Raw genomic sequence first — 22,405 nt, forward strand, 5'->3', positions numbered from 1 at the left:
CAAGTAGTCCCAATTAAGTTAGGAGATGAAAATGTGCAGACCCAACGTGAGAAGCTGGAGCATTATGTGAATGAGTACTTGAAGCTGTGGGATATGTTCGGCGTGATTCAGGTCATCAGGAAGGGCGAGGTGCTCTTCGAGCGGGCCTGCGGATATGCAAGCATGGAGTTTCGAATTAAAAATACGCTGGCGTCACGCTTCTCGCTCGCCTCTATGTCGAAGCAGTTTACGGCCTTTGCTGTCATGCTGCTGCATGACAAGGGCCTGCTGGATGTTGACCAGCCTGCACGCCTGTATCTCCCGGCAGAGTTGGCCATTGACGAGTCCATCACTGTCCATCATTTGCTGTCACATACCTCCGGTCTATATAACTTTTATAATTTTGAGAACGATTTCTTCGGCGGAGACTACCGGCTGGACTATTCCCGGACAAGGTTCTTCCGGCAATACATTAACAAGAAGCCAACCAAGCCAGCTGGAGCAGCGTACGATTATAATAACTCCAACTACAATCTTCTGGCCTGGATCATCGAGCATGTCTCGGGGGAGAGGTACGGGGAGTTTCTGCATCATCATATTTTTTTGCCTCTAGGGATGAGCAGAAGCACAGTGGATGACGGCTGCGCCGTGATTGAGAATAGGTCCAGCAATTACATCAAAGACTTCGCGGAAACCGTAAAATGCCCGTATTATAACGAGAAGTTCAGCATCGGTGCTGCTGCGGTTGTTTCGGACTGCGGGGATTTGTACAAGTGGTATGTCTGTCTTCGTGATCGGCAGCTCTTGTCGCCTGCGGCCTATGAACGATTCTTCCATGAGAACGAGAACAACTACTGCTACGGCCTCGAGCATCACCTAATATGCGGGCAAGACCGGTATTCCCATGGGGGCGATCAGCTGGGGATCTGCACGTATATGCAGAATTTTTTTGCGGAAGATCTGTGCATTATCATTCTCTCGAACAATGAGGGCATCAATCAGTACAGACTGGGTAATGCGCTCGCGGATATTATGCATGATGTGGAGGTGGAGGCTCCGGCCCGGCATCCTGAGCTTCAGCTCAGTGAGGAATGTTTAAGGGCGTACTGCGGAACCTATCTCGCAGACAAAATTGAGATCGAGCTGACCGGCGGGAAGCTGTACTTCACCAGATTCACCGGCAACGTTCATATCGAGCTCTACCCGGTAGGCGAGGGAGAATTTGTCCAGCGCCATTATGACCAGCTCCAGCCCTACAGGATCACTGAGAATGCGCAGGGGGAGAAAATTTTTCTCGGATATGCACGATTTGCCCCTTGAAGTTACCGCGGCGTCAAGTGATAGGATAGGGATGAGATCACAGGAAGGAGGCATAAATGAACAGGACTGTTGTTAGCATACAGCAATTGTCGGAGCAACTGGGGCTGACGAGCCGCACCTTGCGGCATTGGGAAGCGGTAGGATTGTTTCAGAGTAAGAGAGAGGTATCTTCCGGCTGGCGTACATATGATGAACATGCGCTTAAGTGTATCAGGATCACAGCGCTGCTGCGGAGAATGGATATTCCGATCAGAGAAATACAGCCTATTCTAGATCAGGATTCTGTATCTGCACTTAAGCAGGTTATACAGAACAGGATAATGGCTCTACAGGTACACCAGGAAGAACTCGGACGGATGGGACAGCAATTACATCAGGTACTCGATTACCTGAATACTTCCAATAAGAGGACCTCCATTCAGGAGGAACTGCTTAGCGAAATGGAGAGGGTATTTATGAGTAATGTAACGGGACAGTCAACTTTCAAAGTGATTACATTGCCGGCGATGAGAGTAGCTTATCATATCGTGGTGGACCAATCTCCGGAAGACAAAGCGATGGGTCCTATCATGGATTGGCTGGAATCTGCTAATCTTCTGGGTACGGCCCGGTTATTCGGCGGGAATATGAAGCCTATGCCAAGCAGTGCAGGTAAACCCTATGGCTATGGAATGTGTGCGACAATTCCTGAAGGAATCAGCGTCCCTGAGCCTTTCAAGGAAATGCTCCTGCCCGGCGGACTCTATGCCCGATTGGATAGCAGTGACGACATTGGAGGCTCCTGGGAAATACTGATGGATCAGTTAGAGCATAGTCAAAAGTACCGCTCTGACCGCAGCAGACTCTGTCTGGAAGAGCATATCCGCAATGACAGCCCTGCGGGCAGTGGCAATCTATACGATTTGAGTCTGCTGGAACCTGTAGTGTTGAAATCATTGTAGCCAAATCCAGTAAAAGAAGGGAAGTAAATGAGCATTGAGTTCAGTAAGATCAGCCTGTTTGAACGTGGAACACTCCTGGAGCTGTTACAAGATGCCTATTCCTTTGACGGCAGGTATGAGCAGAGCTGTCTGGAGGATTGGCAGGAGTTCGACAACTTTTTCTTTGACAATCTGCAAATTGCGGATAACTATGGGTTCATGACTACGCTGCATGGTAAGGCGATTGGTTTTGTATCCTGGGACCCGAGGCAGATGCCCCGATACGCTGAAATCGGACATAACTGTATTGCGGCTGCCCACAAAGGCAAAGGCTACAGTACCATGCAGCTGCAAGAAGCGGTCAAGCGTATCCTGCGGAATGAAGTCGGGCAGATTCGGGTGACCACGAATGATGACCTGATCCCTGCCCAACGGATGTATGAGCGCGTCGGGTTTATTTTGCAGCAGAAGCGGGACATGGGGCCTGAGTCAGTGCTTAAGGGTGAACATTGGGATTACGTCTATAAGGTATAGAGTCAGGAGGTACATAGAGTGGAAAAGTCAGAGGTTACACTAAGTAAAGCTACGGTGAAGGATGCGCCTGCGATTCATGCTATGCAGCTTCAGGCCTTCATGCCGCTCTTGGAGAAATATCAGGATTATGAAACCAATCCGGCTAATGAAACGATGGAGAGACTTGTCGAACGGATGAATCAGGAATTTGTTGATTACTATATCATCCGAAACGCCGGAAATGCTGTAGGCAGTATGAGAGTCAAGAAGATAGATGAGCATCATTACTGGCTCGGTCAGATATGCGTATTGCCGCAATACCAAGGCCAAGGCATAGCCCAGCAGGCATTCTCCCTCATTGAAAAGATCTATGCGGATGCCAAAACTTGGGGGCTGGCGACCGTCGTGCAGGAGGAGCGTAACTGCTATTTGTATGAGAAGCTGGGCTACAGAAGGACCCATGAAACCCGGGAAATCAATGATAAGATGACCTTGTGCTTTTATGAAAAAAGGTTAAATAAAGGTTAGCGCTCCAGAGCTATGAAATGCTGCATAAATTGCAACTCCGATTCATTGATATAGTAGGTTTTGCGAGGATTGTTGTATAAAAAGCAGGAATAATCCGCTCAGAAGCTTGGTAGATGCGGGAAAACTGCCTTTTGTACAACAATTTTGGTTTTCGGACTTTACAAAGAGATGAAAGTTGCAATATGTGCAGGATTGTGAATGGTAATCTGGGATGTCCGGGGGATGAGAACCCTGCGCGTCAGCGACTAAGCACGAACCTCACGGACTGGAAATCCTTTATTTCGGCGGATTACAGCAATTCCGCAGATGATGCGGACAGAGAATCCGTTAAGTAACCAGAATTGGCCTGATTTCAGCTCCCAAGGGTGGGATAAGGTCCTCTGTGGACCTCTGTCAAGAAAGTAGATACTCACGCAACGGATGCCGTCGTAAACTGCTTAGCGAATCGGGCGGGGGAAAGATACCCCAGCGTGCCATGCATTCGCTTGCGGTTGTAGTAAAACTCAATGTATTGGTAGATGTCCTGGTACGCCTGCCCTGGAGTTTTAAAACGCGGGTTACAGTAAATGAGCTCCTTCTTCAAGATACTGTGCCAGGATTCAATACAAGCGTTATCGTAACAGTTTCCTTTGCGGCTCATACTTGATTCCATCTGGTACGTCCTCAACTGCTCGGTATATTCCTTGGAGGTATACTGCGATCCCCGATCCGAGTGGTGGAGCAGTCCCGGGCCGGGTCGCTTGGCTTGATAGGCAGCCTGCAAGGCGTCTAAGACCAAGCTGGTTTCCATGTGGTCCGATAACCGCCACCCTACAATTTCGCGCGTGCACAGATCCATGACGCTGGCCAGGTACAAGCGGCCTCCACGGCAGGGGATGTACGTAATATCGGTCACCCAGGCGGTATTGGGCTTGTCGACGGTAAACTCTTGATTCAGTGTGTTCGGGGCAATAGGGTTGTTGTGCTTGGAATCCGTGGTCTGTACACGGTACGGCTTAGAGACCACCGAGCGGAGCTTCATTTGCCGCATGTACACACTCACCGTACGTTCGGTGAGGGTATAGCCTTCCTGGTGCAGCAGTCGAGTGATTTTCGGACTTCCATACCGCCCCTTATGGTCATTAAAATGGTAGCGGATTCGCTCCTGCACGGCCGCTTTACGGAGAGCCTGTGCACTGGTTTTGGCTCCGAGCCACTTGTAATATCCGCTCCTGGATACCTGCAAGGTGATGCACATCTTCTCCAAGCGAAACGCGGAGCGATGTTCCTTCATGAACTGGAATCGGCGTTCCTTGGTTTGCTGAAGATGTGCACTGCTTTTTTTAGGATGGCCAGTTCTTCCTCCCGGTCGACGAGTTGATCTTGGCGCTCCTGGAGCTGACGGCTCGCTTCCTTCAACTCGGCTTCGAGCTCCCTCACCCGATCCACACTGGCTACAGGTTCATTCTTGAGCTCCCGGTATTGTCCCATCCATTGATGAAGCGTGCTCTTGGGGATGTCCAGCTCTTCCGCTAACTCCCCGAAACTCTTCGTCTGTTCTTGTAGAAACTTAACCGTCTGCTTTTTAAACTCTTCATTGTACCGTTTTCGTTGGTCACCCATGGCAACACACCTCCGTGATCCTTATTATCCCTCCGTCCGTTAAGAGACGTCTACTATCTATTCTAAACCCACTGAGTCCGCAGCGTGAAGAAAATCAGGCTTTTTCGGCGAATAAGGTCCTCTGTGTCCCCATAACACACTATTATTGTCTACATCCGCCCCGGCTTTGGCAGACCGGGCACATTGAGCGCTTCGCCCAGCGTATCGGTGAAACTCCGGGTCAGCTACATGTACTTGCCCTCCTGATGGCATCGTGTGTAACTAAGATGCTGATTTCAACAAGTGCTTGACAACTGAAACATTAAAAAGTAGAGTGAGGATATAAAATATCTTAACTTAAAGATAATATTTAGCCAAATATCTTAAAGTAAAGATATAATCTGAATGAATCAACTTAGGAGGCAATTCAAATGAACAAGCAAACCATGGGTATTCATCATATCACCGCTATTGCCCAGCATCCGCAGGAGAATATGGACTTTTATGCAGGAGTACTGGGGCTGCGGCTGGTGAAGCAAACGGTTAATTTCGATGATCCGGGAACGTATCACTTCTACTTCGGCAATGATGGCGGGAAGCCGGGGACGATTATTACCTTCTTCCCGTGGGCGGATGCGTATCAAGGTAAGATCGGCGGGGGCCAGGTTGGCGTTACCTCGTATGTGATTCCGGTCGGGGCGCTGGCGTTCTGGAGAACGCGGCTCACGGCGTTCAAGGTGGCTTACACAGAGATGGAGCGGTTCGGGGAGCAGTACCTGGAATTCGATGATCCGCACGGCCTGCATCTGGAGCTGGTGGAACGGGAGGCGGGTGAGCGTAATGAATGGACCTTCAGCGGAGTAACACCGGAGGTGGCAATCAAGGGCTTCGGCGGCGCAACATTGCTGTCCACGCATCCTGAACAAACGGCTGAGCTGCTGGAGAAGGTGATGGGACTTACATTCGTGGGGCAGGAAGGCGATGTCGCCCGCTACCGCTCGGCTGCGGATCTGGGCAATGTGGTTGAGCTGAAGGTAACGGCTGTACCGCGCGGTGAAATGGGTGTGGGCACTGTCCATCATATCGCCTGGAGAGCAAAGGATGATCAGGATCAGCTTGAATGGCAGGAAGTTGTGCATGATAATGGATATGGGGTAACGCCGGTGCAGGACCGGAATTATTTCAACGCCATCTATTTCAGAGAGCATGGGGAGATTCTGTTCGAGATCGCTACCGATCCTCCGGGCTTCGCTCATGACGAGACACCGGAGACGATGGGAAGCAGCCTGATGCTGCCTGCACAATACGAGCCGCATAGAGCACAGATTGAACAAGTTCTGCTGCCGGTTACTGTAAGAGAGCTTAACTAATCTGATCTGACAATACAAAGGAGGCACGAGCATGATCACTATAGATCCGCAGCAGGGCACCGAACGGGATAATTATAAGCTTCTGGTCGGGACGATTATTCCTCGTCCGATAGCTTTTGTAACCACCTTGTCGGAGGATGGGATCTTGAACGGTGCGCCATTCAGTTACTTCAATATCGTATCCTCCAACCCGCCAATGATCTCCGTTTCTATTCAGCATGCCGGGGGTCAGTCCAAGGATACTGCACGCAACATCAAGCAAATGAAGGAGTTTGTAGTTCATATTGTGGATCAACAGAATGTCGGACAAGTGAATATGACTGCTACGCCGTTGCCGCCTGATCAGAGTGAGGTCACCTTAGCCGGAATGACGCCTGTAGATAGTCTGCGCATTAAGGTTCCCGGCGTTCAGGAAGCGAAGGTACGGATGGAATGTGTCCTTGAGCATAGTCTTGAATTGCCTAACAATGATCTGATGATTGGCAGGATCGTGCAGTTTCATCTGGACGAGGCGATCTACGAGCAGGGGAGAATTAATCCGGTGGCATTAGGGGCGGTCAGCCGTCTGGCCGGGAATAGCTATGCGGGGATTGGGGAGATTTTTGAGATTGAGCGGCCGGTGTAACTGTACCCAGCCATTCTAATCCGGCTAGGACATCTGAACACTTAAGTCAGTGAGCTACTATAGTCTCTAATACACACAATAAAACCCTGGCGGAAGCGCCAGGGTTATCTGTGTCATATAAAAGGATTGCATCGTGTCAGGGAATATGTTAATGTTAATAAACTGTCGGCCATTTTATTATAAATGGTCAGAATTAATACATCTTATTTATATCTTAAGTATAGCAAATGGACATCCAGTTTGTCAAGCCGCCAGTGTGGGACTATTTCAGCAAGAAAAAGGAGTGTTCAGAGGATGGAAGAGACAAAGGTCTGGAAGCAGGAGCAGGAGTGGCTGGAGCAGGTGAAGGAGAAGCTGATCGCGGGGATCGCGGAGCTTATGCCTGAGGTCGGGCAGCTGAAGGAACAGGCCACGGATATCCGCCGGGGATTCTGGGAAGAGGTCACGGTCGATACGAACTCGCAGGAGGATTTCGAGGAGAGCTTCTTCACCATTACCCAGCAAGAAGCGGTTTTGTCTGAACGGGAACGCAGTCATGCGCGCAAGCTCCGGCAATGGAAAAACATGCAGCGGCTGCTGCCGTCACCTTATTTCGGGCGGATTGATTTTCGGGAGGAGGGACAGCAGACAGTAGAACAGGTCTATATCGGGGTCTCCTCCTTCGTAGGTGCGGACGGTCTGAGCTTCATCATCTATGACTGGCGTACCCCGATTGCGAGCTTGTACTACGACTATCCGCCGGGCCAGGCGGCCTTCGACACACCGGGAGGAGTAATCACCGGCACGATGGAGCTGAAGCGGCAGTACCAGATCCGCGGAGGCCGGCTCCAGCATCTGTTCGATTCGAGCGTGACGATCGGAGATGAGCTGCTGCAGCAGGTGCTGGGTCAGGGCGCTGACTCCCAAATGAAGAGCATCGTAGCTACGATTCAGGCGGAGCAGAATGCCATTATCCGTAACGATACGAGCCGGATGCTGATTGTACAGGGAGCGGCGGGCAGCGGCAAAACCTCGGCAGCGCTCCAGCGCGTAGCCTATCTGCTGTACAAACACCGCGTGCGGCTGACGGCCGATCAGATTGTACTCTTTTCGCCCAATCCGATGTTCAACAGTTATGTATCCACTGTGCTCCCGGAGCTGGGGGAAGAGAATATGCAGCAGACCACCTTTCAGGAGTATCTGGACAAATGGCTGGGAGCGGCGTTCCGTCTTGAGGATCCGTTCGATCAGATGGAATATGTGCTCACCGCCCAGCAGCAGTTGGGTTATGACGCCCGCCTTAAGGCTATGGAGTACAAAGCATCGGAATCGTTCCTCCATGCGCTTCAAGGGTATGCCTACTTCCTGAAGCAGGAGGGGATGCTGTTCAAGGATATTTGCTTTCGGGATCGTATACTCATATCGGGTGAACAGATCCGGACCAAGTTATATAGCTACGATCCTTCCATTCGTCTGCCGAACCGGGTGGAGCTGGTGCAGAAATGGCTGCTCACCGAGCTGGCGGCACTACAGAAGGAGGAGCAGGGGGCGGCGTGGGTAGAGGAGGAGATGAATTACCTCGACAATGAGCAATACGCTGCAATCCACCGTAAGCTGCACAGAGAGAAGGGCGTGTTCGACTTCGCGGAGAAATACCTCCGCCTGCAGGAGCTGCTGGTGCATAAGCGGGAGCAGGATGAAGGGGACTTCGATTATGCCGAGCGGGAAGAGGGATTGCTAAGCGAAATGATCGTGAAGGAGCAGTTCAGACCGCTGAGACGGGGGATCAGGAAGTTCACCTTCATCGACATGGCCGGGCTCTACCGCCAATTGTTCAGCGATGAAACGGCTTACAGGAAGATGACAGGTGAAGCGGAGGTTCCGGAGCTATGGACGGAGATCTGTGCGCAGACCCGGGAGATGCTGGACAGCGGGACACTCTTTTATGAAGATGCGACCCCGCACTTGTACATGCAGGAGCTGATTGAAGGCGTGCGGACGAATACGCAGGTGCGGCATATTTTCGTGGATGAAGGCCAGGATTATTCGATGTTCCAATACGAGTTCCTCCGCAAGCTCTTCCCCCGCGCCCGCATGACCGTTCTGGGAGACTTCAGCCAGGCGATCTTCACACAGGCAACGAATCTGTATGGGGACCATTCACCGCTGCTTCATCTGTACGGGGAAGAGGAGACTAGCCAGTTCCTGCTGGTCCGCAGCTACCGCTCGACCTTCGAGATTGTGGAGTTCACCAAGCCGTTGCTGCCTGGAAGTGAAGGGATTGTGGCTTTTGAGCGGAGGGGCAGTAAGCCTGTATTATCTAAGCTGGCAAGTAAGGAAATGAAGGCAGAGCGCATCCTGGAGGATCTTGCTGGGCTTCAGGCTGAAGGCTATAGCTCTATCGCTATCATTACGAAGACGGCCGCCGAGAGCAGAGAAGCGTATGAGAGTCTGGCTGCTAGTAGAGGGGCGCATGAGCTGAAGCTGATCACGAAGAACACGCCAACTTTTGAAAAAGGAATACAGGTGATCCCCGCCTATCTCGCCAAAGGCGTCGAATTCGACGCGGTGCTAATCTACGATGCTTCTGCGCAGACGTACCATAGAGAGAGCGAGCGGAAGCTTTTTTATACGGCATGTACTCGGGCTATGCACCGGCTGCAGTTGTATACTTCGGGGGAGTGGACGCCGTTTGTGGGTGGGGTGGACGAGGAGTTGTATGAGCAGACAGTAGTTACGCTATAGATCTAAGAGAGCCTCTCCAGGTGCTGGAGGGGCCTTTGCATGTTGAGCCTGGTTCAACTATGAGAACGAAGCGAATGGCTCTGTGATATTTATTTCGTATCAAAAGGCTTACTTAAAGATATTTCACCTATTAATAGTGATTTGTTACGCTTAAATGAAGCTCTTCCGCAACCGCAATGAAGTATTGTAATTTTCGGATATCCATTGTTGTGGCCCTCTTTTCCTGCAGATAAAGGTAGTATAGCATAAGGGGTAGGATCGGCATGTATACTGCGAAGCAATTAGCTGAAGCGCTTAAGATTGAAACGCCCAGACGCGCCCCAATACGCGGAGTAATGTTGACTTTTGACTTTTGTTACACTAAACTGTAACAAATACAGCAAACTGTAACTATATTCCGCAAGGAAGGAGAGTCACATGAATACCTACACTGCGAAGCAAGTGGCTGAGGTGCTGCAACGTGAAGATCCGCAGATGAATCTGCGGACGGTCAGGTACTATACGCAGATCGGGATGCTGCCGCCGCTTGCGCTGGCCGGGAATAAAAGGGTGTACACCGACAATCATCTGCACTATCTGCGAGCCATTCTTGTATTATCCAAGAGCGGGGAGACACTGGCTTCGGCACAGGAGAAATTGGCGGGGCTGCCACTGGATGATGTGATCAAGCTCGGGGATAATCTGCGGCTGTACCAGTCGGATCAGATGCTCCACAGTGAGCTGCATGTCATCAGTGAAGAAGTAATTCTCTCGGTAAGTCCAAGGATCTCACCATCATTGAAAGAGAAGATGATCGCAGCCGTTACCCGGTTGCTTCAAGAGGAGGAACAGGAATGATTCAGGTCCGTCCAGCCAAATCTGCACTGGAGAACGAAGAAGGGATGAATCATCTCTGGCTTCAGATCGTGCCGCCCGGCGTTGCACAGAATATCAGCTTACAATTAATTCTTCCGGCAGGACTTCACCGGTCCCCTAATCTGAATGGTGCTGTTGAAGACAGCAGCGGGAGAATATGGATTAACCATACGCAGTCAGTAACTGACCTGTACATTGAAATCTTCACACGGGAGCCGATCCCCTGCGGTGAGTATAGCCTGGCGGCTGAATTGTCTTACACGTACGACAATGGCGTGTTCACTACTGAGAGGGAGGACATTCCGCTGCTAGTGGTGTCCGAGGAAGAAGCGGCTCAGATCCGTACGGATGAAGAGGTTGTACGCAGAATTAAAGAGCTGCGCTTCCTGCCGGACGGCGGCGGAGCCAATTCGTCTACGTCTATCGAATATACTCCGGCAAAGTTGATTCGCTTGGACTCCAGCCATATATCGGAATGGGAGAAGAAATACCGCGTGGAAGGCGCACTAGAATTGTAATTGATCTACAGGCAGGTGAACCTATGAACTACGAGAATGCCGGGGAGCTTTTACCGGAGAAGCTGCTTAAGGAAGTGAAGAAATATGCGGCGGGCAAGCTGCTGTATATTCCGCAGGACGATGAGAAGAAGGCGTGGGGTGAGGCTTCGGGCTACCGCCAGGTTCTCGTCAGACGCAACCAGCTGATCTACAATAAGTATCTTCACGGAACCCCAATCGCTGAGCTGTCGAAGGAATACTATCTGTCCCAGGAGACCATTAAACGTATTGTATACTCCAAAAAGGACACCAACAAACTGGATTACGATCCCACAGCACCATCCGCCGCTGCATACGCAGAAGCAGGGATGCTGGAGGAGTGGGTGCATACCTATGTGCTGTTCGGCCGCCGCAATAAGAATTTCTCGGAAGGCCTTGCACTGATGAACAGAACGTATGAGGGTCCGCTGTGGATCCCGCTCTCCTTGCTGGACAGAACGAGCGGACCGGAGAGCGGGATGAAGTGGAGGGTGGACCGGGAGGATTTTGAGCAAACGGTGATGCACTGGACCAAACAGATTCAAGCGGGTGAAGCCACTCCGCCCCTCATCGCGAAGGTTGCGCAAGGGAGAATGGAACTGAACTGCGGTAATCCGTTACTGGAAGCGCTCCATCGTGCTGGTGTAAGCGAATATCCTGTCATTGTCTGGATGACGGAATTAGCCGGTGACGAGCAATATCTGAAGCAGTATGCGATGTACACACCGTACTGAGCGGCTATGGCGGGAATAGCTTAAATTATTCTCGATATAGGAGGACTGCTGCTCTCACGGCTATAATGAAGACATCCCACAAGGAAAGGCAGACATTCAGGATGATATACGGAACGGCTGGTTGTGCAATGGAGTATGCCCGGCGGGGGGCTATCCACGAGTGGCTGCAGTTTTTTTTGCGGAATGACGGGAAGAATGTAGTGTTGGCAGACGGATTATTGCTGGAACCTCGAGTCTACACAGGTCCGGTGGCTGTGGATATCACGAGGTTCGGAATAGAGGAAGGCGCACCCTCGTATCTGACTGAATTAGATGAAAAAGCCCGTTTCTTCAGTATTGTAGAGACGATGACAGCCTATTACAGCAAGTGGGATATGCCTCCGTTAATTGTAAATTATGCTGACGGGAAGTTTGCTATCAATGACGGACGCCACAGGAATGTGGCCTTGCGCCGGATGAACATTACACATGCACCCGTGGTGTTCTGGACAAGCTCGGAGGCTGATCAGCGGTACATATCGGAATATTTGAGTGAAGAGGGGATGGAGGACATATGACTACCAAGTTGCCATTATTCATTATCACCGGAGCAAGCGGAGTAGGTAAAACCACGGTCATGCACGAGTTGAGGGAGCAGATGCCGGAATTTGTGCTGTTCAGTACAGATGACGATAATTTCGGGACGACAGGGAAGAAGCTGGAGTATCAGGACCGGTATAATGTGCTGCTGCATTGCGCGCGTGCGGTTGCGTTATCCGGGAGAGGAACGGTTATTTGCGGGACGATGATGCCTTGGGACGCCAAAAAATGTGATGTTTATGATGCGTTTAGTGAAGTACACTTTATTAACCTGCATTGTGACGATTCCACCCGAAATGCCCGCCTGCGGGGCCGGGAGGATAGAGCGATCTGGACCGAGGATATGCTCAGGCAGCACGAGGAATTCGCGCAGTGGCTGCTGGACCATGCCGATACGGAGTATGATCCGCCTATGCCTACTTATGACTCCACTTCTACACCTCCGCCAGCGCTGGCAGAACAGATTAAGGTGTATATCGGGTCGAAATGGAAGGGTATGTAAAAGCTTGAGGCCATCCCGGTAGGGATGGCCTTTGAACTATTTTAGGTTATCCCACAGTGCCTGGAAGGCAACGGGCTCAACCTCGAAGAATACCGGAGCGTTGCTGTAACGCACGAGTCCCTGGCCGAACAGGGTCAGCTCCACCCGGGTTTTGTCCTCCAGCTGGAGGTAGACCAGCTTGCGGTCTCCTTGGTCATAGATGCCTTGTTCCATGAGCGGATCAGCGGCTAGGGGCTTGGCGGTCATGAGGGCGCTCAGGAAGCCGTCAAGCGCTGCGCCTTCGGGCAGCGGCAGGTATTGCTGCTTGCCGTTATTCCAGCTGTCGAAGCTCTCCCACTGGGCGGAGGCGATGCGCCCGTCCAAGTTCAGCTTGCCGATCAGATCGGCTCCGCTGTTCACGGTAATTCCATTTGTATGCTCGTACAGCTCCGCGAACACCTGGCCGTCCACCTCTGTATAGGACATGACCAGGAAGCCGGAATCATATCCTTTGACCGCATAGATATCCGTCTCCCCGATATTCGAGGCCAGTTCCGTATAAGCATCCTTGCCGCTCCATTCATCAATCCCGCTGGTCGTGCGTCCCAGCTTCTCTCCGCGCAGTGCAGCCGCATCGGCCGCTTCCATGCGGATCGCCGCCTGGGTATAGATATTGCCCTGGTAGATGACCAGGCCGATCATATCGGCCGCAGCACCGGAGCTTTTATCCGGCAGCTCGATCTTGGGAATAACGACTCCGGCAGAATTCCCTGCCGCCGGTGTGCCCGGATCTACCTGGGCTACTTGATTCGGGGAAGCCGTTCCACCCAGCTGCTTCATCATGCTTGGTCCAGCCAGCCCGATTCCGGCAGCAACCAGCACGCTTGCTGCAATATAGACTATTTTGCGCGGACGGCGTTTTTGTTCCATTTTACCTTCTAAGCCTTGCTTCATTTCGCTGCTTGAACTCATAGTATCCACCGCTTTCTTATATTGGGTTCGAAACTGATCTTCCTTCATTCCGCTTCTGCTCCTTCCAGTTCCAGTCTTAACAGCTGACGGCCGCGCTGAAGTCTCATCTTCACGGCCGACTCGCTGATCTGCAGAATTCTGCTGATCTCCTGGACGGGATAATCCTCGTAATAGTACAGATGAATCACAGCCTTATACTTCACCGGCAGGGCAAGCACAAGCTGCAAGACCGCCAGCTCCTCGGGGTTATCGGCCGTAACCGGCTCCACCCCTTCGAGCTTGACCTCGCGCTTGCGCCAGCCTCTGCCCAGCAGATTCTTGCAATGATTGGTGATGACCCGGATCAGCCAGGCCTTCTGGTGCTCGTCATCCTTGAATAAGGGAGCCTTCTCCATCAGCTTGATGAAGGTGTCCTGCGTAGCCTCTTCGGCATCCTGGCGGCTGCCCAGATGAACCAGGGCAATCCGGTACAGCATATCTGCATATTGTTCGTAGCTCTTCATCACAGGATGGCCCGGCCGGGTCATGGGTTGCTGCATGAGGTTATGCCCTCCTTTATCTATAACACCCTTTAGGACGGCATCCGGTCACATTTTGTTTCCGGGAATTTATGCTGCCTGCGATAATCATCCTGATACAGCAAAAAAAAGGCCATGATTAATGGCCCTATCCCAATTCTTTAGATTCCTCAGATCCCGGCGAACATATCATTCAAGCGGTCCCAGTTAGCCGCGACCCACTGATTCTCCTGACGGAAGCGGACGAGCGGCGGGAATTCATCCTGCCCGGGTACCGCAATCCATTCGGCTTCCTTCCACCAGGTTAATTTCAGCGACCGGATGAGTGTACTTGCAGGTAAGGGGGTATATTCACGGTAGCCCGTCACAAAGGCTCTTACCCGATCCAACCTGATCCCTCCCTCAGACAACGCACAGGATAGGATTGGCCGGGCTACATCGTACTCGGGGTAGACGAAATGCAGCCTGTCGAAATCCAGGATCGCCGCCACCTGATCCGTGCTGAACAGTATATTATCTACGAACAGATCCCGGTGACCCCAGCCCCGTTCGCAATCCGCGAAAATGCCGGTGTCCATCCGGTCGATGATCTTCCGCTGCAGCTCAAGCGCCGATATCGTATCCTCGCTCTGCCGGGCGGTTGCCTGAAGATAGCGTGCCTCCCAGTTTCTCACCATAGAGGCTTGGCTGCGGACCTCCCAGTACAGCTGCAACGAAGCAGGCTGCGTATTAAGCAGCTTGTGCATCTGACCGACTACTCTGCCCAGCGCATACATCTGCCGCTCTGTGGCCGAGCCGGGGGCAATATTGTGCCCGTCACACAGGGTCATCAGCACATACCGTTCCTGTGAAGGCGTTCTCAAGACATAATTCCCCGCGTGTGAAAATAATTTCGGAACAGGAAGGCCTTCCAGGTATAGATGGTCCTGATGGCTTAAGGAGACCTCCAGTCCGCGGGTAAGCGCTTCAGGGTAACGGATCTTGCTGTATTGCTTCACGAACAGACGGCCCTGATCACTCTCCAGCCTCCACTTCAGATTCAGGAAGCCCTGATCAATCTGGACCGCTTCAGTGACATGCATCCCGAAATGTTCTGTCATGGAGTCCAGGATCTCCTCCCGGATTCTTGCGGCTGTATCTGACATACCTATATCTCCTTACCTGACCGAATAAGAGACTGATTATGACTCCATTCTCGCCGGATTTGGGGGGATTATCAAGATAAATCTGCACCAGCCTGTTCGCCCAAAAGAGGGCAGTCCCGCCAGCCAATTTACGGCTTGCGGGACTGCCCTCTATACAGAAAATCTTATGCTTGCTTACACAAGTGTCAGCTTGAACTTGAAGGTATACGGACGGCCCGCAAGCAGCGTGAACTGTTCATGGGTTGGTGCACCCCAGCTGTCGTCGCCGCCGACGCCCATTTGCTTGTAATTGACACGCAGCACGGTCTTGTCAGAGGCTGGCAGCTTGTAGCCGTGGTCGCTGGCTTCAAGCTCGGCCGGAGACCAAGGTAGTGCATTGACTTCGAGCGGCACTGCGCCTTCTACAGACAATCCGTGTCCTTCACGACCAGCGGTAACGGAAGCGAACCGGACATCCGTCTTGTTGCCGCATTCCTGAGGGCGGAGGTAATCCGTGAACTGCTCACTGACCTTGCCTGTGTAGAGTCCCAGCGGAGCTCCGGTCTGGCGGTCCCAATAGTTCTCATGCGGCCCGCGGCCATACCAGGAGATCGTGTCCAGACTGCTGTCCAGTTCGAAGACCATTCCGAATTCCGGGATCTCCGGCAGGCTGCTGCTGCCCGGGTTCAGCTCCTGGACAATCTCGACAGAACCATCTGTGCGAATCTCGTAATGCACACGCAGAGTGGACTGCGGCTGCGCACCCAGCAGATAGTCGGCGGTTACGAAGCCGAGATTGCCTTCCACACGGCAGCTGAACCGGGCCAGCTGACGCTCATAGGAGGCTTCCTTCCAGACGGCGCAGCGCTCGGGATGCTTGTTGCCGAGATCATTGTCCGTTACTGCTCTCCAGAAGTTAGGTCTGGCCGGTGCGAGCAGAAGCTCCTTCCCGGAGGACTTCAGAGAAGTAAGCGCGCCGGTTGCAGTCTCGAAGGAGAGCGCAAAGCCGTTGCCCTCAAAGGTCAGGAAGCCATCCTGCTCGTTGACCTGTAGCGTATTGCCTGAACTATCCGGGTTGCCGGATGGAATGTACGGGGTTAACACGAACTGTTCCCAGGCAATTTCATGCGCGGCCTCAGACCAGGCGGTTGCGTTCTCTTGAACAAATGACACCGTTAGCACTGCTTCCTTGTCCGATTCAAGCAGCGCTGAATCCAGAGGAACCGTGAAGCTGGCTGCTTCGCCAGGCGCTGCGGAGAGCGGCAATTGTCCTTCCTGGGCCGCCTTGCCGTTCAGAGCCAGCGACCATCTCAGCTGATAGTCTGCCAGATCTGTGAACAGGAAGTTGTTACGGGCTTCGAAGCTTCCGTTCTTCAGATCAAGGGCAGTGATGGTGATATTCTGATAGCATTTCTTCACCTCGTAGAGCTTAGGCGTCACGCTGCGGTCCGCGAACAGCAGGCCGTTGCCGCTGAAGTTGCCGTCATGCGGCTTTTCCCCGAAATCTCCGCCGTAAGCCAGATAAGACACACCTTCAGGAGTGGTTGTGCGGATGGCCTGATCCACCCAGTCCCAGATGAATCCGCCCTGGATGCTGTCATATTTGTCGAACAGCTCGGTGTACAGATGCAGGCCGCCGCAGGAGTTGCCCATGGCATGGCTGTATTCGCACAGAATGTACGGCTTCTTCGGATTGCTGAGTGCGTACTCCACGACTTCATCCGGCTTGATGTACATCGTTGATTCAATATCGCTGGCCGCGTCCGAAGGTCTGTAATGATAAGTACCTTCGTAATGCACCGGACGGGTCGGGTCTGCATGCTTCAAGTGGTCATACATGGCCAGGAAGTTATCGCCGCCGAAGGATTCGTTGCCAAGCGACCAGATGATGACTGACGTGTGGTTCTTGTCGCGCTGCATCATGGAGTTACAGCGGTCAATGACGTTCGCGCGCCATTCCGGGCGGCTGCCGGGAACGTTGCCCTCATGCAGTTCTTTCTGCCCGTATTGCCAGGAGCCATGAGTCTCCAGGTTCGTCTCGTCGATCACATATAGACCGTATTCGTCGCACAGCTCGTACCATACCGATTGATTCGGATAGTGGGAGGTACGCACGGCATTGATATTATGCAGCTTCATCAGCTTGATGTCGGTGATCATATCTTCCTTGGAGAGCGCACGGCCGGTATCGCAGGAGAATTCATGGCGGTTCGTTCCCTTGAATACGATCCGTTTGCCGTTGATCTTCATCAGGCCGTCCTGGATCTCGAAGGTCCGGAAGCCCGTCTTGCAGCTGAGCGCTTCCAGCAGTTGTCCCTGATCGTCCTTCACCGAAATCAGCAGGGTGTAGAGGTTAGGCTTCTCTGCGCTCCATTTCAGCGGGTTCTTCACGGCTGCAGACAGCTTAAGCAGCTGAGTTCCCTCTTGTTCAAAAGCAAATCCGGCTGATACGGGCGCTGCCCATACCGGCTGCTGCTTGCTGTCGTAGAGCTGTACTTCTACGGAGTGTGCGGAAGTGACCCGGTTATAATAGTTCTCCAGGGTAAGGTCGACTTGCAGCTCCGCATCGGTGAAGCTCTTGTCCAGCTCGGTGCGGACGAAGAAGTCGGCTACCCGTACTGGAGGCGCAGTGTAAAGATAGACATCGCGGAAAATTCCGCTCAGACGCCAGAAGTCCTGATCTTCCAGCCAGCTCGCATCACACCAGCGGTAGACTTCGACGGCCAGCTTGTTCTCGCCGGGAAGCAGGTAGGCAGTGATATCGAATTCTGACGGTGTGAAAGTATCCTCACAGTATCCGGCGAGTTCTCCGTTCACCCATACATAGAAGGCCGATTCCACACCCTGGAAGCTGAGGAATACAGGTTGTCCGTCCCAATCCTGCGGAACGCTGAAGGAACGGATATAGGAGCCTACCGGATTGTATACCGTCGGAGCGAAAGGAGGCTTCAGATCCGGCTCGGACACTTCCCAAGGGTAGCGTACATTGGTGTATTGGGGATAATCATATCCCTGGAACTGCCAGTGGGAAGGAACGGCGATATCTGCCCAGCCGGCAGCGTCGTATCCGGTCTTATAGAAGTCCTTGATCCGTGCATCCGGTGTCTCGGCAAAAGCGAATTTCCACGTACCGTTCAGCGTCTGGTAACGGGATGAGGAGACTTTATCCCCTTGCAGGGCGTCGGCCGCTGCCGGGAAGGACATCATGGAGGCATGGGCGTCTATACGGTTCAATTGAAAAATCTCAGGATTATTGTTCCATTCGGGATATCCGTTGGCAGGCTGCTGATATGAGAGTTTGTTGCGCAAGTTAACATCTCCTTATATTGTTATATTCATATTATAGGATGGAAAATGTTCTGGGTATATATAATGATTTTCTTCATATATAATAAAATATGAAACAACAGATCAAATCGAGATTGCATCTGGAAGGAGACCGCTATGGATAGCACGATGATCTTTTGCGAGATGGAAGATATGCTTCTGCTGCCGCTGTATGCCACGACCATCGGGTATTGGGAGCATCAGGTGGAGATGATCCGGCCTGCGGGCTTTCCAGATTATCAGCTGCACCAGGTTCTAGGCGGCAAGGGTGAAGTGAATATCAGGGGCAAGACCTATACGGCGGAGGCTGGTGATCTATTCTGCCTCTACCCGGATGTTCCTCATTCCTATACTCCGCTTAGCCGGGAATGGGAGCTGGCCTTCATCTCCTTCAACGGGAGGGAAGCGGCCCAGATGCTGCTCTACGCCGGAATCCGCGAGTCCGGGGTCGGGCGTCTGCGGGCTGAGCCCATTCTTGCACCGCTGGAAGAGATGCTGACCCTCTCCTCCGCAAGCGGGCTGCAGGACAATCTGGAGCGTTCCAAGCTGCTGTATGCTCTGCTGCTGGATCTGAAGCGCAGCCTGCTTCCGGCCTCGAATGAGGACAACGAGCTTGCACGGATGAAGCCGGTGCTGCAATATATCGAGCTTCACCTGCACCGCCCGCTGCTGCTGAAGGAGCTGGCCGAGGTGGCGTCTGTCTCGCCGCAGTATCTGTGCCGGCTGTTCCAGCGGACCGTCCGTGAACGGCCGGTGGCCTACATTAACAAGCAGCGCGTCAACCGGAGCAAGCAGCTGATGTTCAGCAGCCGGGGGCAGCGGATCTATGAAATCGCCCAGCGGGCAGGCTTCGAGAATGTCAGCTATTTCTGCGCTGTCTTCAAACGCATTACCGGCATGCAGCCGGAAGAGTGGAGAGGACTGCACGGATTGGACTAGAGACTGCTATAATTAGAGACAGCGCATTTATACATCTGGATTATCATCCGGGCTTACGCCCACCAAATTCAAAAAACAAGAGAGCGGAGGGATATTATAGTGATCCTAGGACAGAACAGAGCTTATCAGATCCGGTTAATGGATGAGCCGGCGGCCAGAGAGATCGTCAACTGGAGATATGAGCCGCCATATACCCTGTACAACATGCTGGATGCGGCTGATGCCGCAGAGGATATCGAGGAGCTGCTGGATGGCTCTTATTTCAGCGTAGCTGCTGCGGACGGAGCGTTGATCGGGTTCTTCTGTTACGGGCAGAACGCGCAGGTGGGGGAAGGGATAGAGAGCGGACTCTACCTCGATGGAACGGCCCTCGATATCGGCTTGGGGATAAGACCGGATCTGACGGGGCAGGGCCATGGACTGGCTTTCCTGCAGGCGGGGATGAGGTTTGCTGAGCAGACGTATGACGCGAAGCGATTCAGATTGTCGGTGGCAGCTTTTAACCTGAGGGCAGTCCGCTTGTATAAGAAGGCAGGCTTCGTCCTTTTACATAGCTTCGTGCATCAGCACGGGGAGAGCGAAATGGAGTTCCTGCTGATGGAGACACCGGACACGGCTGCCCGCCTATAGCGCGAGTGGAGAATACACGGTGAAGTCTGTTAATATAGAATTATGGCATCATCCATATCAAAGGAGAATTCAATGTGAACGAGAACCTGAAGCAAGCGTATGTGCAGTTAGGATTACCTGAAACCGTAACCAGAGAGGAACTGAACAAGCGGTTTGACCTGCTCCTGAAGCGAAGACGCGGACTGACCACAGAGGAAGAGATAGCAGCTTACGAAGCGGATTTCCGGGCGTACAAGCTGATTCTCGATACCTGGGATGAGCAGGAGATCCAGGAGGCCGAAGACGACCGGCTTGCCAAGTATGGACGTTTCTCCGGTACGGCGAGCAAGTGGGAGACCTTCATGCGGCTATACAAAACACATGTGATTCTCGGCATAATCGGGCTGCTGGTGGTGATTTTTGGCGGGAAGGCCCTCTATGACAATTACCAGCATCGACAATATCTAGCTTCCCTGCCGCCCGTGGATGCGAAGATTATGTTCATCGGCAGCTTCGGTGTCACGGATACGAGCGGCAAGACCGAGGAGCTGGAGAAGGCGATCATCGCGGCTTACCCGCAGTGGAAGCGGGTGGAGACGGTGATGACTTATCTGCCCAGAACGGGCGACGGCTCTGACTCGCTGGACATGAATTATATGCAAAAGGCAGTCGTGGAGCTGGCGGCGAACCGGCCGGATATCCTCGTGCTGGATGAGGCTACCGTCAAGTGGATCGGCGGACAGACCGGATTCCAGAATCTGGAGCCAATCACAGCGGACGGGAAGCTTGCCGCAGACGATACCCGCATGCAGTGGGGAGTCAATGAGGACACGGGCAAGAATGAGCTATACGGTGTGGATATTCTCAAGTCCCCCTTCATCTCGGAGCTGCCAATCAATTATAATGCGAAATCGATCATTATCGGTGTCCTGAATGACAAGGACAAGGATAAGATGCTGGAGTTCGTGAAGCATATTGCGGAGGAGCCGCCCGTTAAGTAAGCAGGATACGCAGTAAAAAGAAGGGGGTGTCCCAAAAGCCATGAAAAGGCTTCTAGGGACGCCCCTTTGGTTTGGAGAAGGATGTACGTGTTCACTTGGATGGACGCTCCGCGAACGGACCGTTGTTTAAGCGGGAATTGGATCTAAATTCTTTTTGAAAAAATAACAAAAACCTCTCTTCCATGGCTGGTTACAGCCACCTGTAAGAGAGGTTTTTGTCTGCTGGTTGTTAGCTTGTTTGATTATCCGTTCGGCCTTATCCGTTCGGCCTTACTGCTCCAGACGGTAGCCCCCGTGGAATACAGGACCGACATATTCATTGAACGCATATCCGTTACGGATGGCGGCGGATACGAAATCCTTCGCCTTCACCACAGCATCCTTCACCGACAAGCCGTTAGCCAGTCCGCCGGTAATCGCTGCGGCGAAGGTGCAGCCGGCGCCATGGTTATGGGCAGGCTCGATCTTCGCAGTCTCAAGGACCAGATATTCGCTGCCGTCGAAGAAGATATCAATCGCCTTGTCGCCGCCCAGCGCCTTGCCGCCCTTGACGACAACATTCTGGGTGCCGAGCTGATGAATCAGGCGGGCAGCTTCCTTCATCTGATCAAGCGTAGTCAGCTTGCCGAGACCGGAGAGCACTCCGGCTTCGAACAAATTCGGAGTAGCCACCGTAGCCAGCGGCAGCAGCAGATCGCGGATGGCGTCTGCACTCTCCGGGTTCAGTACTTCGTCCTCGCCTTTGCATACCATAACCGGATCGATTACGACATTGGTCTGCTTGTTGCTCTTCAGGGCCTGTTCAGCAACCTTAACAATCTCCACACTGCCGAGCATCCCGGTCTTCATGGCATCCACAGGACCGCCGGCGAAGATCGTCTTGAGCTGTTCGGCAACGATGGCAGCATCGACAGGGTATACATTATGATGCCAGCCCCGGTCAGGGTCCATCGTTACAATCGTAGTCAGGGCACTAAGGCCGTAAGTACCGTATTCCTCAAAGGTTTTGAGGTCTGCCTGAATGCCTGCGCCTCCGCTGGAGTCACTGCCGGCAATGGTTAATGTCTTAATGATTTTTGACAAAGGTAACGTCCCCTTCTTGTATATGAATAGTATGCTGTTTATTATAACAAAAATCATCGGCTTAGTCCGCAAAAAAAGTATAAGCTT

At 52.6% G+C, this 22,405-nt stretch carries 22 protein-coding genes; 15 read left to right on the forward strand and 7 right to left on the reverse strand.

What is annotated here, in order from left to right:
* The first annotated feature begins 33 nt into the window (after positions 1–33).
* Genes MKZ07_RS03240 through MKZ07_RS03255 form a run of 4 tightly spaced genes read left to right on the forward strand, consistent with a single transcriptional unit; the run spans position 34 to position 3,260 of the window.
* Positions 34–1,299: a serine hydrolase domain-containing protein gene (locus tag MKZ07_RS03240; protein ID WP_036695173.1), complete on the forward strand. Its 1,266-nt coding sequence runs from the start codon at positions 34–36 to the stop codon at positions 1,297–1,299.
* A 56-nt stretch (positions 1,300–1,355) separates the two neighbouring features.
* Positions 1,356–2,240, forward strand: a complete 885-nt coding sequence (locus tag MKZ07_RS03245) for a MerR family transcriptional regulator (protein WP_341024453.1) — start codon at positions 1,356–1,358, stop codon at positions 2,238–2,240.
* A 27-nt stretch (positions 2,241–2,267) separates the two neighbouring features.
* A complete protein-coding gene (locus MKZ07_RS03250) occupies positions 2,268–2,753 on the forward strand; it encodes a GNAT family N-acetyltransferase (RefSeq protein WP_036695171.1) in 486 nt (161 codons plus the stop codon).
* An 18-nt stretch (positions 2,754–2,771) separates the two neighbouring features.
* Positions 2,772–3,260, forward strand: coding sequence for a GNAT family N-acetyltransferase (locus MKZ07_RS03255; protein WP_341024456.1), 489 nt, complete (start codon positions 2,772–2,774; stop codon positions 3,258–3,260).
* Between the two features lie 409 nt (positions 3,261–3,669).
* Here MKZ07_RS03255 and MKZ07_RS03260 read toward each other — a convergent pair whose 3' ends face one another.
* Positions 3,670–4,533 (reverse strand): IS3 family transposase, encoded by an 864-nt coding sequence (locus MKZ07_RS03260; RefSeq protein WP_084648871.1) that lies wholly within the window; start codon positions 4,531–4,533, stop codon positions 3,670–3,672.
* Positions 4,530–4,862 carry a transposase gene (locus MKZ07_RS03265; protein WP_036693708.1) on the reverse strand — a complete coding sequence of 111 codons (333 nt, stop codon included), beginning with the start codon at positions 4,860–4,862 and terminating at the stop codon, positions 4,530–4,532. Before MKZ07_RS03265 ends, MKZ07_RS03260 begins: the two co-directional genes overlap by 4 nt.
* 410 nt (positions 4,863–5,272) lie before the next feature.
* Between MKZ07_RS03265 and MKZ07_RS03270 the strand changes: the two genes are divergently transcribed.
* The 8 genes from MKZ07_RS03270 (at position 5,273) to MKZ07_RS03305 (ending at position 12,766) form a co-directional block, all read left to right on the forward strand.
* Positions 5,273–6,211 (forward strand): ring-cleaving dioxygenase, encoded by a 939-nt coding sequence (locus tag MKZ07_RS03270; RefSeq protein ID WP_076154537.1) that lies wholly within the window; start codon positions 5,273–5,275, stop codon positions 6,209–6,211.
* 31 nt (positions 6,212–6,242) lie between these two features.
* Positions 6,243–6,836 (forward strand): flavin reductase family protein, encoded by a 594-nt coding sequence (locus tag MKZ07_RS03275; RefSeq protein ID WP_036695168.1) that lies wholly within the window; start codon positions 6,243–6,245, stop codon positions 6,834–6,836.
* Positions 6,837–7,130: 294 nt separating this feature from the next.
* On the forward strand, positions 7,131–9,560 hold the full coding sequence (helD, locus tag MKZ07_RS03280; protein ID WP_341024460.1) for an RNA polymerase recycling motor HelD: 2,430 nt from the start codon (positions 7,131–7,133) through the stop codon (positions 9,558–9,560).
* Positions 9,561–9,977: 417 nt separating this feature from the next.
* Positions 9,978–10,397, forward strand: coding sequence for a MerR family transcriptional regulator (locus tag MKZ07_RS03285; protein ID WP_036695166.1), 420 nt, complete (start codon positions 9,978–9,980; stop codon positions 10,395–10,397).
* Entirely contained in the window at positions 10,394–10,933 is a 540-nt protein-coding gene (locus tag MKZ07_RS03290; RefSeq protein ID WP_036695165.1) for a hypothetical protein, read from the forward strand. Before MKZ07_RS03285 ends, MKZ07_RS03290 begins: the two co-directional genes overlap by 4 nt.
* Before the next feature lie 23 nt (positions 10,934–10,956).
* A complete protein-coding gene (locus MKZ07_RS03295) occupies positions 10,957–11,685 on the forward strand; it encodes a CD3324 family protein (RefSeq protein ID WP_063829018.1) in 729 nt (242 codons plus the stop codon).
* A 101-nt stretch (positions 11,686–11,786) separates the two neighbouring features.
* A complete protein-coding gene (locus tag MKZ07_RS03300) occupies positions 11,787–12,242 on the forward strand; it encodes a hypothetical protein (protein WP_143804223.1) in 456 nt (151 codons plus the stop codon).
* Positions 12,239–12,766: an AAA family ATPase gene (locus tag MKZ07_RS03305; protein ID WP_036695163.1), complete on the forward strand. Its 528-nt coding sequence runs from the start codon at positions 12,239–12,241 to the stop codon at positions 12,764–12,766. Before MKZ07_RS03300 ends, MKZ07_RS03305 begins: the two co-directional genes overlap by 4 nt.
* Before the next feature lie 36 nt (positions 12,767–12,802).
* Here the strand turns inward: MKZ07_RS03305 and MKZ07_RS03310 are convergent, their stop codons facing one another.
* The 4 genes from MKZ07_RS03310 to MKZ07_RS03325 all read right to left on the reverse strand — a co-directional run bounded on the left by MKZ07_RS03310 (position 12,803) and on the right by MKZ07_RS03325 (position 18,668).
* On the reverse strand, positions 12,803–13,765 hold the full coding sequence (locus tag MKZ07_RS03310) for a hypothetical protein (RefSeq protein ID WP_341024464.1): 963 nt from the start codon (positions 13,763–13,765) through the stop codon (positions 12,803–12,805).
* Positions 13,762–14,256, reverse strand: a complete 495-nt coding sequence (locus MKZ07_RS03315) for an RNA polymerase sigma factor (protein WP_036695161.1) — start codon at positions 14,254–14,256, stop codon at positions 13,762–13,764. The genes MKZ07_RS03310 and MKZ07_RS03315 overlap by 4 nt, the downstream gene beginning before the upstream one ends.
* Positions 14,257–14,405: 149 nt before the next feature.
* Positions 14,406–15,380 (reverse strand): phosphotransferase, encoded by a 975-nt coding sequence (locus tag MKZ07_RS03320; RefSeq protein WP_036695160.1) that lies wholly within the window; start codon positions 15,378–15,380, stop codon positions 14,406–14,408.
* A gap of 174 nt (positions 15,381–15,554) precedes the next feature.
* Complete coding sequence (locus tag MKZ07_RS03325; protein WP_341024466.1) at positions 15,555–18,668, reverse strand: glycoside hydrolase family 2 TIM barrel-domain containing protein; 3,114 nt, start codon at positions 18,666–18,668, stop codon at positions 15,555–15,557.
* A gap of 135 nt (positions 18,669–18,803) precedes the next feature.
* Between MKZ07_RS03325 and MKZ07_RS03330 the strand changes: the two genes are divergently transcribed.
* From MKZ07_RS03330 to MKZ07_RS03340, 3 genes are all read left to right on the forward strand, one after another.
* A complete protein-coding gene (locus tag MKZ07_RS03330) occupies positions 18,804–19,625 on the forward strand; it encodes an AraC family transcriptional regulator (protein ID WP_036695158.1) in 822 nt (273 codons plus the stop codon).
* Positions 19,626–19,724: 99 nt separating this feature from the next.
* The gene (locus MKZ07_RS03335; RefSeq protein ID WP_235218430.1) at positions 19,725–20,255 is read left to right on the forward strand and encodes a GNAT family N-acetyltransferase; all 531 of its coding nucleotides are present in this window, start codon (positions 19,725–19,727) and stop codon (positions 20,253–20,255) included.
* A gap of 74 nt (positions 20,256–20,329) precedes the next feature.
* A complete protein-coding gene (locus MKZ07_RS03340) occupies positions 20,330–21,235 on the forward strand; it encodes a hypothetical protein (protein WP_036695157.1) in 906 nt (301 codons plus the stop codon).
* A 270-nt stretch (positions 21,236–21,505) separates the two neighbouring features.
* Here the strand turns inward: MKZ07_RS03340 and thiD are convergent, their stop codons facing one another.
* Positions 21,506–22,318, reverse strand: coding sequence for a bifunctional hydroxymethylpyrimidine kinase/phosphomethylpyrimidine kinase (gene thiD, locus MKZ07_RS03345; RefSeq protein WP_036695156.1), 813 nt, complete (start codon positions 22,316–22,318; stop codon positions 21,506–21,508).
* Positions 22,319–22,405: the final 87 nt, after the last annotated feature.

It is taken from the genome of Paenibacillus sp. FSL P4-0338, from assembly GCF_038002365.1.
Classification (GTDB): domain Bacteria; phylum Bacillota; class Bacilli; order Paenibacillales; family Paenibacillaceae; genus Paenibacillus_AQ.